Genomic DNA, 13,780 nt, shown 5'->3' on the forward strand with positions numbered 1-13,780 from the left:
GGGGCTCGGACGGTGTGGTGTCGGTCAGTCAGTTGTGTGTTCGCCCGCACGTGCGAGAGTGGCGCGAGCCTGGGCGATGATGGGGCCGTCGATCATCTCGCCGCCGAGGGCGAACACACCGCCGTCGTAGGCGACGGCGCCGTCGAGCACCTGTCGCGCCCACTCGACCCGTTCGGGCGACGGTGCGTACCCCTCGCGGATGTGCGGGGCCTGGGACGGGTGGATGCAGGCGGTGGCCGAGTATCCGAGAGCGACGGCGTCGCGGACCTCGGCGGCCAGCCCGTCGACGTCGTCGATGTCGGCGTGGATCGCGTCTATCGCGGCCTTCTGGTAGGCGCCCGCGGCGAGTCGGACACGTGCGCGCACATATTTCGGGAGGTCACGATATTGGCCGGCTTCGGGCTCACCGTCCCCGAAGCGGCTCGACGATCCGCCGAGTCCAGCGACGAGATCTTCAGCGCCCCACATCATTCCGACGCAGTTCGGGGCGGCGACGATCTCCTCGGTTCGCATCGCGCCCATCGGCGTCTCGATGAGCGCGATCGTCGGGAACCCGTGCGCCGTGACGTGAGCGGGATCTTCGGTTTTGGCTTGCATCAGCATTCGGTACCGGGTCTGGCCGACGGCGGCGAGGTCGCGCTCGTGGTCATCGGTGCCTGCCGCGTTGATCCGCACGATCACTCGGTCAGGGTCCACCGGATTGCCGATGAGTGCGTCCCTGGCCGCCTGTTTGTTACTCGGTGCGACCGCGTCCTCAAGGTCGAGAATCACCATATCGGCGCGATCGAGCGCCTTCAGGTAGCGCTCCGGGCGGTCGGCGGGACAGAACAGTAGTGCGGGCCCAGCGGGGATCCACGGTTCGACGGTCATAGCTGTCAATTCTCCTCGGGTGCGAGTCGGACGAGCGTCGCACGCGACGCCTTGGCAACGATCACACCGTCCTGGTTCCGGCCGATGTGCGTGAGGTTCACGATGCCTTCTCCCGGGCGCGACGACGAGACCCGTTTGCCGGTGCACTCGGTCTCCGCGTACAGGGTGTCGCCTGCGAACAGCGGCGACCCGAACGCGATGTCGCTGAATCCGAGGTTCGCGACGAGCGTCCCTTGCGTCAGTTGCGACACCGACAGGCCGACGATCGTCGACAACGTGAACATCGAGTTGATGAGCCGCTGGCCACCGAAGCCCGGCTGCTCGGCCGACCATGCGGCGTCCAGATGGAGCGCCTGCGTGTTCATAGTCAATGTCGTGAAGAGGACGTTGTCCGCTTCGGTCACGGTCCGGCCCGGACTGTGGGCGTAGACGGCTCCGACCTCGAACTCGTCGAACCAAAGACCGCGCTGCACTATGCGTTTGGCGTCATCGGTCATGAGGGCAGCCCCAACGAACGGGCGATGAGCATCAGTTGCACTTCGGTGGTACCTTCGCCGATCTCGAGGATCTTGGAGTCCCGATAGTGCCGCGACACGAGGTACTCGTTCATGAATCCGTACCCGCCGTGGATCTGGGTCGCGATACGCGCGTTGTCCATCGCCGCCTCGCTGGACACCAGCTTCGCGATGGACGCCTCCTTTTTGAAGGGCTTTCCGGCGAGCATCTTGGCCGCGGCATCGTAGTAGGCCATCCGGGCGACGTGGGCGCGTGTCTCCATCCGAGCGATCGCGAACGACACCGACTGGTATTCGGCGATCGGCTTGCCGAACGATCGGCGTTCGCCCGCGTACTTGATGCATTCGTCGACACAGCCCTGCGCGACGCCGGTCGCCAACCCGGCGATCGCGATGCGGCCCTCGTCGAGGATCGCTAGGAAGTTCGCGTAGCCGCGCCCGCGGTCGCCGAGTAGGTTCTCCTGCGGCACGCGAGCGTCGGTGAAGCTCAACGGGTGAGTGTCGGATGCATGCCAGCCGACCTTGTCGTATGCGGGTTCGGCGACGAATCCCGGGGTGTCCGACGGCACGATGATGGTGGACAGTTCTTTACCGCCGCCTGGCTTCTCACCGGTGACGGCGGTGACCGTGACCAGCGAGGTGATGTCGGTGCCCGAATTGGTGATGAACTGCTTGGCTCCGTTGATGACGAATTCGTCGCCGTCCTCACGGGCGGTGGTCGCGGTTGCGCCCGCATCCGATCCGGCACCGGGTTCGGTGAGCCCGAAGCCTGCGAGCCGCTTGGCCTGCAAGAGGTCAGGAAGCCAGCGTTCCTTCTGTTCACGAGTACCGAACCGGTAGATCGGCATCGCGCCGAGGCTCACTCCGGCTTCGAGGGTGATGGCGACCGACTGGTCGACTTTGCCGAGTTCTTCCAATGCGAGTGCGAGCGCGAAGTAGTCGCCGCCCATTCCGCCGAACTCTTCGGAGAACGGGAGGCCGAACAGACCCATCTGGCCCATCTGGTCGACGATCTCGTACGGGAATGTCTTGTCCCGGTCGTGCCGAGCCGAGACCGGGGCGACGACGCCTTGTGCGAAGTCGCGCACGCTGTCGACGAGGTCTGAATATTCTTGGGTCAATTCCATGTTCGAATCCTTGCAGAGATCGGCTGGGTCAGTTCTCGTTCTTGTCAGCGATTGCGACGTGGGCGAGTAGCGCTGCGGCGGCGACCTTCTCGCCGACTCGCACCGAGATCGTGGCGACGCCGTCGACCGGAGCACGGAGCGTGTGCTCCATCTTCATGGCCTCGACGACGACAAGCGGAGCGCCTTCTTCCACGGTGTCGCCGTCGACGCCTGGAACGGCGACGACGGTCCCCGGCATGGGGCTGATCACATCTCCCACCGCATCGTCGGCGTCGGTGTCGGCGAAGGATTTGAGTGGTGTGGCCTGCCATGTTCCGGCGTTGCCCGCAACCCATCGCCGACCGTCGGCATTCACGCGCACCGTCCACCGCTGCTGCACCCCGTCGCACGCGACGCCGATCGAACCGTCGGCGCGCGGTACGACGACGACAGATGCACTCCACGACCGGTCATCGGAGGCGACGGTGACGTCGGCGGCGAGCGATCGGGCGTCCGGAGCCGACCGCAGAGCAGCGGTCACCGTGTGGAGCGAACCGTCGACGGACAGCCGGGAGACGTACGGCGATGGAGCACCGATCCGGAAGCCCAGCGCGCTCGACCACAGGTCGTCAGATGTGCCCAGGTCGAGCACGCCGAGCGCGGCCGCGGTGAGCGCCTCGGGCGGCGCGACCGGCGCGGTGTAGTCGACGGCGAGACGATCAAGCAGTTCGGTGTCGAGGTCCGCGGATTGCACCGCGGACTGGGCGAGGACGTGCCGACAGAAGTCGATGTTGGTGACGACGCCGGTCAGTCGGGTCTGCGCCAGCGCCTCATCGAGCCGATACACGGCCTCGTCTCGGTCGGCGCCGTGCACGATGACCTTCGCGAGCATCGGGTCGTAGTCGCTGCCGACGATGCTGCCCGCGCGCACACCGGAATCGATCCGCACCGACCGGCTGGGCGTCGACCGATTCGCTCCGGCAGGCCAGACGAGGTCGGTGATCTCCCCGCCGGTCGGCAGGAACCCTGCGGCCGGGTCTTCGGCGTATACGCGGGCTTCCATGGCGTGGCCGGTGAGGTTCACGTCGTCCTGGCCGAACGAGAGGGCCTCGCCGCGCGCGATACGCACCTGCTGTTCGACGAGGTCGAGGCCGGTGACCAGTTCGGTAACCGGATGCTCCACCTGCAGTCGGGTATTCATTTCCATGAAGAAAAAGTCTTCGGGTGCGACCGCGGACACGATGAACTCGACGGTGCCCGCACCCGTGTAGCCGACGCTTCGGGCCGCGTCGCAGGCCGCCTGACCGATGCGGGCGCGGGTCGCCTCGTCGAGCAGTGCTGACGGGGCCTCTTCGATCACCTTCTGGTGGCGTCGCTGCAGCGAGCATTCCCGTTCACCGAGATGCACGACGTTGCCGTGCGTGTCGGCGAGGATCTGCACTTCGATGTGTCGCGGGGTGAGGACGAAGTGTTCGAGGAACAGTGAGTCGTCACCGAATGCGGCACCTGCCTCGCGGCGGGCGGTCACGAGGGCTTCGGGCAGCTCGGCGGGGTCGTCGACGCGGTGCATCCCCTTGCCGCCGCCACCCGCACTCGGCTTGATCAGGACCGGGAAGCCGATACCCGGCGCGGCCGCGACGAGGTCCTCGTCGGTCAGGTCGGGGCGGGACAGCCCGGGGACAACGGGGACGCCGCGGTCGGTGACGGCGGCGCGCGCGGTGATCTTGTCGCCCATCGTCGCGATCGATTCCTGCGGCGGGCCGATGAACACGATGCCGGCATCCGACAGCGCGGCGGCGAACGCCTGGTTCTCCGACAGGAAACCGTATCCGGGGTGGACGGCGTCCGCGCCGGTCGCCTTCGCGGCGGCGATCACCTTTTCGATGTCGAGGTAGCTCTGCGAGGCCTGCGCGGGGCCGAGCCGGACGGCTTCGCCCGCGGCGAGCACGTGCGGCGCATCGACGTCGGCGTCAGAGTAGACGGCTACTGTTTCGATGCCCATCACGTCGAGCGTGTCGATGACGCGGACCGCGATCTCGCCGCGGTTGGCAACGAGGACCTTACGGATGGTCTTCACTGGAGCTGTCCTTTCCGCTCGCGGAGCGAGCGAGCCCTATTCGGCTGGTCGATCGATCGGGTCTCTCGCATCTTCGCGATCACATCCGGAAGACGCCGTAGCCGGGCTGCGGCAGCGGCGAGTGGCGGCACGCCTGGAGAGCAAGACCGAGAACGGTGCGGGTGTCGGCGGGGTCGATGATCCCGTCGTCCCACAGTCGGGCCGTCGAGTAGTAAGCGTCGGATTGGCGCTCGAACTGGTCGCGGATCGGCTCCTTGAACTGCTCTTCGTCGTCGTTCGACCATTCCCCGCCCGACCGTTCGATGCCCGCTCGGCGGACTGTTGCGAGCGTGTCAGCGGCCTGCGGCCCACCCATCACCGAGATGCGCGCATTGGGCCACGACCAGAGAAACCGCGGCGAGTAGGCGCGACCGCACATCGAGTAGTTGCCCGCACCGAACGAACCGCCGATCATCACGGTCAGTTTGGGGACCGACGCGCAAGCGACCGCGTTGACCATCTTGGCGCCGTTCTTCGCGATGCCGCCCTGCTCGTATTCGCGGCCGACCATGAAACCGGTGATGTTCTGCAGGAAGATCAACGGGATCCGACGCTGGTCGCACAATTCGATGAAGTGCGCGCCTTTGAGCGCCGACTCACTGAACAACACGCCGTTGTTCGCGATGAACCCGACCGGATGCCCGTGCAACGTCGCGAATGCCGTCACCAGTGTCGTCCCGTAATTCGCCTTGAACTCGGAGTACTCGCCGCCGTCGGCGAGGATCCCGATCACTTCCCGGACGTCGTACGGGGTTTTCGGATCGGTCGGGACCACGTCGTACAGGTCGGTCTGCTCACGCTCCGGCGCGACAGTCGGCGACGTCTCCCACTGTGCGGGGACGCGCGGACCGAATGTCTTCACGATCTCGCGGACTTTGGCCAGTGCCTGCTCGTCGTTGTCGACGAGGTGGTCGGTGACACCGGAGACCGAACTGTGCATGGTGCCGCCGCCCAGATCCTCGGCGCTGACGTCCTCCCCGGTCGCGGCCTTCACCAACGGCGGGCCCGCCAAGAAGATGGTGCCCTGGTTGCGGACGATCACGTTCTCGTCGCTCATCGCGGGAACGTAGGCTCCGCCCGCGGTAGACGATCCGAGCACCGCGGATATCTGCGGAATCCCGGCCGCGCTCATCGTCGCCTGGTTGTAGAAGATCCGGCCGAAGTGGTCCCGGTCGGGGAACACCTCGTCCTGGTTGAGGAGCATCGCTCCACCCGAGTCGACAAGATAGATGCACGGCAGACGATTCTCCGCAGCGATCTCCTGCGCGCGCAGGTGCTTCTTGACGGTGACCGGATAGTAGGTGCCACCGGAGACTGTCGCGTCGTTGGCGACGATCATGCACTCACGCCCGTGAATCCGACCGACGCCTGCCACGACGCCCGCACTCGGCGCCTTACCGTCGTACATTCCGAACCCGGCTAGCGGCGCCACCTCCAGGAATGCCGTCCCCGGGTCGATGAGCGCGTCGATCCGGTCCCGAACCAGGATCTTCCCACGTCCGACATGCCGGTCGCGCGCCTTGTCGCCGCCACCCTTGGCGACCGTGGCGAGCCGCTCGCGCAGACGCGTGACATTCGCGCGATGCCCACGCGAGCCGGATCCGTCGGCCGCGTTCGGGACCGGCTTCGTCGAGACTCGTTGACCGGAGACCATGCCAATCCTTTCGGTTATTCACCATTAACTGAACTTGAAGATACGCGAGACCCGGCACGTACGCCAGAGCTTCCACCGATTGTTTCACCGACCGTGACGGTCATCACAGATTCCGTTATCGTGAAAGACAAGCCGCACACCCACGCGGCCCCCGCACACACGCTGAGCCCGCGCGTCCATCACCCCGGACGCCAGTCGCAGCCGATACGCAAAGGCCTGGTGAACCCATGACCGTCGCAGACGACCGTGCCCACGCACACCTCGATACCCGGACTGCTCCCGCACACTTCTCCCTCGACGACCGCTACACGCGCGAGTCGGGAAGCATCTACTTGACCGGCATTCAGGCCCTGGTCCGCATGATTCGCGACCGGGCAGCCATCGACCGTCGGAACGGACTTCGGACCGGATCGTTCATCTCCGGCTACGAGGGGTCACCGCTCGCCGGATACGACCTAGAGATCGCTCGACGCACAGCACTCCTCGCCCCGTGGGACATCACCCACCGCCCCGGACTCAACGAGGAGATTGGGGCCACCTCCGTCATGGGTTCCCAGCTCGCCGCTAAAGTCGGCACTCTGTCGACGGATGCGTCCGGCGTGGCACGCACCGGAGTCGTCGGCTACTGGTACGGCAAGGCTCCGGGACTCGACCGCGCGACCGACGCGCTGCGCCACGCGAACATGGTCGGCACCGACCCGGCAGGCGGAGCCGTCGCCCTCGTCGGCGACGACCCGGGCGCCAAGAGTTCGACGATCCCGTGCGCATCCGAGATGGCGTTGGCCGACCTGTACATGCCGACCCTCTACCCCGCCGACAGCGCCGACATCCTCGACTTCGGCGTCCACGCCGCGTTGATGAGCCGAGCGTCGGGACTGTGGACGTCGTTGAAGGTCTCCGCTCACGTCGCCGACGGAGCGTCGACCGCCGTCGTCGATCTCGACCGGTTCACTGTCGACTATGGTGGCCTCGGCACCAGCCCACACGTTCCGTCCGGTCGACTCCTCGGCCCGAGCCTCATGGAACTCGAACAGAATCAGCTCACCACTCGCCTCCCACGCGCCACCGAGTACGCCCGCCTCAACGGCCTCAATCGGATCGTGGCGTCCACCGGAGACGACCGGATCGGGATAGTCGCCGCGGGCAAGACCTATCTGGACGTCCGCGAATCGCTGCGGCTGATCGGGATCGCCGACGATGACCTCGGACGTCTCGGCATCCGCGTCCTCAAGCTCGGCATGGTGTACCCGATCGAGCGCGGAGTCCTCGACCGGTTCATCGCGGGCCTCGACGAGGTGATCGTGGTCGAGGAGAAGCGCGACTTCATCGAGACGATGATGCGCGACATCCTCTTTCGCCGAAGTGACGCCCCGGCGATCGTCGGCAAGGCTAACGAGGATGGGTCCACGTTGTTCTCCCGGTTCGGCGAACTCGATGTCGACTCCGTCTCACGCGGTCTCGCGGACCGTCTGGGCACCCGGCACGGCGTGGAGCCTGCGCGTCGCTGGCTTGCCGAGAAGAACGCCACCCGAGAACGCATCCTGCTACCGCTCGCGGTCCGAACCCCGTACTTCTGTTCTGGGTGCCCGCACAACAGTTCCACGAAGGTGCCCGGCGACACGAACACCATCGTGGGAGCCGGGATCGGCTGCCACGCCATGGTGCTGCTGATGGACCCCGAACAAGTCGGCGACGTCGCGGGCATCACCCAGATGGGCGGCGAAGGCGCGCAGTGGCTCGGCATGGCCCCGTTCGTCGACGAGCGACATTTCGTCCAGAACATCGGCGACGGAACGTTCATGCACTCGGGTTCGCTCGCGCTGCGGGCAGCCGTCGCGTCTGGGGCGAACATCACCTACAAGCTGCTGTTCAACGGCACCGTGGCGATGACCGGCGGTCAAGATCCGGTCGGCCAGATGAGCCTCCCCCAGGTCCTCGCACTGTTGCAGGCCGAGCGAGTCGCGAAGATCGTCGTCACCTCCGACAATCCAGCGCGCACCAAGGCGCTCGGCCTGCCCGAGCCCGTCGAGGTCCGCCACCGCGACGACTTGATCAACGTGCAGCGCGAACTCGCCGAGGTCGCAGGCGTGACCGTCCTCGTCCACGACCAGTACTGTGCGGCCGAGAAGCGCCGTAAGCGCCGTCGTGGCGGCACCGACTCGAACAGTCAGTTCGCGACGCCGAGACGGCGAGTGATGATCAACGAGCGGATCTGTGAGGGCTGCGGCGACTGCGGAGCGAAGTCGAACTGCCTGTCCGTGCACCCCGTCCAGACCGAGTTCGGCCGCAAGACGCAGATCGACCAGAGTTCGTGCAACCTCGACTTCTCGTGTCTGGAAGGCGACTGCCCGGCGTTCGTCACCGTCGTACCCGGGACGAGTCGTGCACGCGGCCGTGTGGCGCCGATCGCCAGTTCGGACGTCGTCGCACCCACCCGTACATCGACTCGTGGATTGACGACGCGCGACGGCTTCGCCATCCGCGTCACCGGGATCGGCGGCACGGGCGTGGTGACTGTGTCGCAGATCCTTGCGACTGCCGCGACGCTCGACGGGCTCTCCGCGCGCACCGTCGACATGACTGGCCTCGCACAGAAGGGCGGCGCCGTCGTCAGCGACATCAAGGTGTCGTCGAAGCCCGTCGAGCAGGCGGCGAAGGTCGCGTCCGGCGACTGCGACGTCTACCTCGCGTGCGACCAGCTCGTCGGAGCCGACCCAGTGAATTTGAAGGTCGCGTCGACCGGCAAGACCGTCGCAGTGGTGTCGACGACGACGGTGCCGACCGGCTCGATGGTGATCGACACATCGGTGGCGTTTCCCGACGCGCTCGCGGTCCGGTCCGCCATCGACGACCATGTCGTCCGGTCGGTATACCTGAACGCGGGCGAGCTCTCCGACGATCTGTTCGACGATGAGCAATACGCGAACATGCTGATGGTGGGTGCCGCGTTCCAGACCGGGTCGCTGCTCCTGTCCGCTGAGGCGATCGAGCGGGCGATAGAACTGAACGGGGTCGCCGTCGACGCCAACCTGCAGGCGTTCCGGCGTGGACGTCAGGCCGTCGTCGCACCCGACGAGGTCGCCGCCGCGGTCGCGTCGGCACGTGCGCCGGTCCCGACGTACACGCCGAGCACGGTCGCAGAGCGTGCCGCGTCAAGCCTGGCGAGCTGCGGCGACGAACTGTCTGCCGTCGTCGCGCGCCGGTACGACGAGCTGATCGCATATCAGAGCGAGACATACGCGAGGACCTGGTTGCAGGTGGTGCGCCGTGTCCACGACGCGGGCCACGGCGACGACCTGACGGTCGCAGTCGCCCGAAACCTGTACCAGCTGATGGCATACAAGGACGAGTACGAGGTCGCTCGCCTCACCGGTGACGCCGCGTTCGCCGCGACTGTCGCCGATGAGTTCGGCGACGACGCGAAGGTCGCTGTCCGGCTGCACCCGCCGATGCTCCGCGAGTTGGGCATGAAGAAGAAGATCGCGTTGGGGGCGTGGGCCGATCCGGCGCTGGGCGCACTGGCGAAGATGAAACGCCTTCGCGGGACTCGCCTCGACCCGTTCGGTCGGGCTGACGTGCGACAGATGGAGCGAGCGTTGATCGACGAGTACCGCACCACGGTGGACGAGTTGCTCGCTTCACTCGGAACGTATCCGTCGCCCGAACGCGTGGCGGCGGCGACAGCGATCGCCGACCTGCCCGACATGATCCGCGGCTACGAGAGCATCAAGTCCGCGAACGTCGCCCGGTACCGCGCCCAGATCCAACGGCAGTTGAGTTCGCTGTAGGTCGACGAACACGAGTGCGGCCCCTCCTCACGTGGAGGAAGAAGGGACCGCACTCGCGTTGGTCGACCGGGGGCGGCGTCAGTGCGCCATCGCCACGGCACCCTCCGGAGTGTCGGGCAGCTTGCCGCTGCGCATAACTACTCCGGCCAGGACACCGCCGACCGCGAAGATCGCGGCGGCCCACCAGAATGCGGTGGTGTAGCTGTTCACCGCGGCGTCTGCGGCCAGCCGAGCAGGCGCCATACCCGGGTGATCGGTGGTGAAGGCCGTCGCAGCACTCGCCGCGATCGTAGAAAGGAGTGCGGTTCCGACCGACCCGCCGACTTGCTGCATGGTGTTGACCGTCGCAGACGCGACGCCTGCGTCATCGGCGGACACCCCGGAGACGGCGCCCTGCATCGCCGGCGCCATCGACATGCCGAGACCCAGCCCAATGATCAACAGGCCCGGCAGGATGTCGGCTGTGTATGCCGATGTCGAAGTCAGTTGGGCCAACCACACCATTCCTCCTGCGGCGATCACCATGCCGGTCGCCGCCATCCAGCGCGGACCGAACCGCGGTAGCAGGACGGCCGTGGCGAGCGTGGACACCACGATCAGGATGCCGATCATCGGGAGGAAGGCGAGCCCGGTCTTGATCGGCGTGAAGCCCAGGTTCTGCTGCAGGTAGTAGGTGAGGAACAGGAAGATGCCGAACATTCCGATACCTGCGATGAACACCACGAGGTACGAGCCGCCGCGGGTCCGATCGAGGATCACGCGCAGCGGGAGCAATGCGTGCGAGGTGCGGCTCTGCAACCAGATGAACACTGCGAGGACCGCGACGCCGACGACGAGCCAGGCGATCGTCGCCCAGTCACTCCAGCCGGCGGTCTCCGCGTTGGCGAAGCCGTAGACCACTGCGAACAGGCCGATCGTCACGGTCACCACTCCCGGCAGATCGAGCTTCGGCTTGTGCTTGGACCGGGTGTCGTCCAAAAAGATCAGTGCGCCGACCAGAGCGATCGCCGCGATCGCGAGGTTGACGTACAAGCACCAGCGCCAGTCCGCCCATTCGGTGAGCATTCCACCGAGCAGCAGTCCGAGGGCCCCGCCGCCGCCCGCGATGGCGCCGAAAATGCCGAATGCTCGACCGCGTTCAGACGAGTCGGTGAATGTCGTGGTCAGCAGCGATAGCGCGGCGGGTGCCAGCAGCGCGCCGAAGACACCCTGACCGGCACGAGCGATGACCAGCATCTCGAAGCTGACGGCTGCACCACCGATGGCCGACGTCACGGCGAAGCCGACCAGGCCGATGATCAACGCCTTCTTGCGGCCCCAGAGGTCGGAAAGTCGACCACCCAGCAGCAGCAGGCTGCCGAACGCCAGCGCGTAGGCGGTGATGATCCATTGACGGCTCGAGTTGTCGAAGCCGAGATCTGCCTGCGCATGCGGCAGCGCGATGTTCACGATCGTCGCGTCCAGCACGACCATCAGTTGGGCGAGGGCCAGTACCCCGAGAATGGCCCAGCGCAGACGGTGCGTCCGGGTCGCGGCAGGCGGGTCGTCGCCGCTCCGCGCTCCGGTGCCCCCGACGAACTCGGGTTCGAGTTCGGAAGTGAGAGTGCTCATAAGGTTCTCCATCGAATCTACAATCGGAGGTCGAGCCTCCGCTTAATTTTCGACGGTACCACCAATCGGAGGAAGATCCTCCACTTGATAGAGTGTGAACATGAGCACAGGCGAGCAGACCTCGGCGTCGCGCCCCCTCCGCGCCGACGCCGCACGCAACCGAGCCCGCATCATCACGGCGGCAAGCGAACTGTTCGCCGAACGCGGCCTCGACGTCACCCTCGATGACGTCGCCGCGCACGCAGGCGTCGGCGTCGGCACCGTGTACCGACGGTTCGCCAACCGCGACGAGTTGATTGTCGGCGTCTTCACCGACCACCTGGACAACGTGGGCACGCAGATCCGGACCGCGGCTGCCGGCAACGACCCGTGGGGGTCCGTCGTCCTATTCATCACCACGATCGGTGAACTGATGGCATCCGACCGGGGTCTCGCGACCATCCTGATGGCCGTCGACCACTCCAATCCCGAACTCGTTGCAGGCAAGAAGGTGGTCGAGGCCCTGGTCAGCGAGATCCTGGAACGCGCCAAGGACGCGCACGCCATCCGAGCCGAGATCGAGCCGACCGACATGTTCGGAATCGTGTGCATGCTGGCTGCGATAACCGACGCGACACAAGGCGTCGACGGCGCGTGGCGGCGCTTCGCCGAAATCATTCTGGCCGGCCTCCGAGCCGACGGCCAGCCCGAGCCACTGACGACGCCCGCGCTCACCGAAACTCAACTTCGGCGCATGGACGAGTGCAAGGTCCGCCGGTACGACCAACGGTGAGAATGCGCACCGCACCTACGGCAGCGGCCCAGACAGCACGAGGCCCCGGCACGCCGAAAGCATCGACGACCGGGGCCTAACGACTGACCGTTACGCGCCGAAGACGCGCTCGAACCCTTCAGGGATGATGAGATCGTCGCGCGAGAGGTCCGCGACGTCGTTCTTACCAATGCCCATGAGTGTCGAGTCGAGGCCCATCCGCATCAGGTCGAGGACGTTCTCGACTCCGGCCTGACCGTTGGCCGCAAGGCCCCACAGGTAGGCGCGGCCGATCATGACCGCCTTCGCGCCGAGTGCGAGGGCTTTGGCGACATCGCTTCCGCGACGGATACCACCGTCGAGCAGGACGTCGAGATCGCTTCCTAGCTCGTCGGCGATCGGCCCGAGAACGCGGATGGTGGCCGGGGTGCCATCAAGGTTGTTACCGCCGTGATTCGACACCGAAATCGCGGTGGCGCCGATGTCACGCGCGCGCTTGGCGTCGTCCATCCGGGTGATGCCCTTGACCATGAACTCGCCGCCCCACTGCTCTCGCAGCCACTGCAAATCTTCCCAGGTCGGCGGTGGTGTATTCATCCACTGGCCGTATACATCGAAGAAGGTCGGACCAGGCTGGCCCGGATGCGCGATATTCGGTGCGCTCAGATCGGGGATGAGGAGTTTGCCATCGCGGAACCAGCTCAGCGCATACTTCGGCTTGGTGATCATCTCCGGGGCCAGCTTCGCGACCGCGGCGAGGTCGACCTTCTCCGGAATCTCCGGGCTGCCCCAGTCGCGTCCGACGTTGAACACCCAGTCGGTCGTGACGATCAGGCCTTTGCAGCCTGCTTCCTTCGCACGCTGCGCTCGAGCGAGAATGTCCTCTCGGCTGCCGAGCCAGTAGATCTGAAAGAACGTCTTGTCGTTGACGGCGGTGACCTCTTCGACCGCCTTCGAGGCGAAACTCGACAAGCCCATCGCGGTACCGCGGTTGGCAGCCGCTCGAGCGACCGCGACCTCGCCGTCAGGGTTCACCGCCTGCACCCCTGTCGGCGAGATCATGACCGGAAACGGAAGCTCCTGCCCCATCACCGTCGTCGTCAGATTCCGCTCGGGTGTGGTCCCGATAACGTGTGGAGCGAACCCCAATTCGGTGAACGCGTTCATGTTGTCGTTGACGGTGACACCGGCTTGGGTGCCTGCCACCAGCGACGAGTACACAGTCTTCGGCAGCCGTTTGCGGGCGCGGTTCTGCGCCTCCCCGACGGTCTCGAACCACGGGTTACGACGCCACGGATTCTTCTCAGCGAGTTCGGAGATCTTGGACATTAGTGTGTTCTTTCGTAATCGAAGTGATGAGCGGAGATTC

9 protein-coding genes are annotated in these 13,780 nt (G+C 66.1%); 2 read left to right on the forward strand and 7 right to left on the reverse strand.

What is annotated here, in order from left to right; all coding sequences use genetic code 11:
- Nucleotides 1-24 precede the first annotated feature (24 nt).
- The 5 genes from MP11Mi_RS03155 to MP11Mi_RS03175 all read right to left on the reverse strand — a co-directional run bounded on the left by MP11Mi_RS03155 (nucleotide 25) and on the right by MP11Mi_RS03175 (nucleotide 6,261).
- On the reverse strand, nucleotides 25-870 hold the full coding sequence (locus MP11Mi_RS03155) for an HpcH/HpaI aldolase/citrate lyase family protein (RefSeq protein WP_420040867.1): 846 nt from the start codon (nucleotides 868-870) through the stop codon (nucleotides 25-27).
- A 5-nt stretch (nucleotides 871-875) separates the two neighbouring features.
- Nucleotides 876-1,367 (reverse strand): MaoC family dehydratase, encoded by a 492-nt coding sequence (locus MP11Mi_RS03160; RefSeq protein ID WP_420040868.1) that lies wholly within the window; start codon nucleotides 1,365-1,367, stop codon nucleotides 876-878.
- On the reverse strand, nucleotides 1,364-2,512 hold the full coding sequence (locus MP11Mi_RS03165) for an acyl-CoA dehydrogenase family protein (protein WP_420040869.1): 1,149 nt from the start codon (nucleotides 2,510-2,512) through the stop codon (nucleotides 1,364-1,366). The genes MP11Mi_RS03160 and MP11Mi_RS03165 overlap by 4 nt, the downstream gene beginning before the upstream one ends.
- Nucleotides 2,513-2,540: 28 nt before the next feature.
- On the reverse strand, nucleotides 2,541-4,568 hold the full coding sequence (locus tag MP11Mi_RS03170; protein WP_420040870.1) for an acetyl/propionyl/methylcrotonyl-CoA carboxylase subunit alpha: 2,028 nt from the start codon (nucleotides 4,566-4,568) through the stop codon (nucleotides 2,541-2,543).
- A 79-nt stretch (nucleotides 4,569-4,647) separates the two neighbouring features.
- Nucleotides 4,648-6,261, reverse strand: a complete 1,614-nt coding sequence (locus MP11Mi_RS03175) for a carboxyl transferase domain-containing protein (protein WP_420040871.1) — start codon at nucleotides 6,259-6,261, stop codon at nucleotides 4,648-4,650.
- Nucleotides 6,262-6,488: 227 nt separating this feature from the next.
- Between MP11Mi_RS03175 and MP11Mi_RS03180 the strand changes: the two genes are divergently transcribed.
- Entirely contained in the window at nucleotides 6,489-10,049 is a 3,561-nt protein-coding gene (locus MP11Mi_RS03180; protein WP_420040872.1) for an indolepyruvate ferredoxin oxidoreductase family protein, read from the forward strand.
- Nucleotides 10,050-10,127: 78 nt separating this feature from the next.
- Here MP11Mi_RS03180 and MP11Mi_RS03185 read toward each other — a convergent pair whose 3' ends face one another.
- Nucleotides 10,128-11,660: an MFS transporter gene (locus MP11Mi_RS03185; RefSeq protein ID WP_420040873.1), complete on the reverse strand. Its 1,533-nt coding sequence runs from the start codon at nucleotides 11,658-11,660 to the stop codon at nucleotides 10,128-10,130.
- Nucleotides 11,661-11,760: 100 nt separating this feature from the next.
- Between MP11Mi_RS03185 and MP11Mi_RS03190 the strand changes: the two genes are divergently transcribed.
- Nucleotides 11,761-12,432: a TetR/AcrR family transcriptional regulator gene (locus MP11Mi_RS03190; protein ID WP_420040874.1), complete on the forward strand. Its 672-nt coding sequence runs from the start codon at nucleotides 11,761-11,763 to the stop codon at nucleotides 12,430-12,432.
- Between the two features lie 90 nt (nucleotides 12,433-12,522).
- Here MP11Mi_RS03190 and mftD read toward each other — a convergent pair whose 3' ends face one another.
- Entirely contained in the window at nucleotides 12,523-13,740 is a 1,218-nt protein-coding gene (gene mftD, locus MP11Mi_RS03195) for a pre-mycofactocin synthase MftD (RefSeq protein WP_420040875.1), read from the reverse strand.
- Nucleotides 13,741-13,780 lie beyond the last annotated feature (40 nt).

Source organism: Gordonia abscondita (genome assembly GCF_032711245.1).
Taxonomy (GTDB): domain Bacteria; phylum Actinomycetota; class Actinomycetes; order Mycobacteriales; family Mycobacteriaceae; genus Gordonia.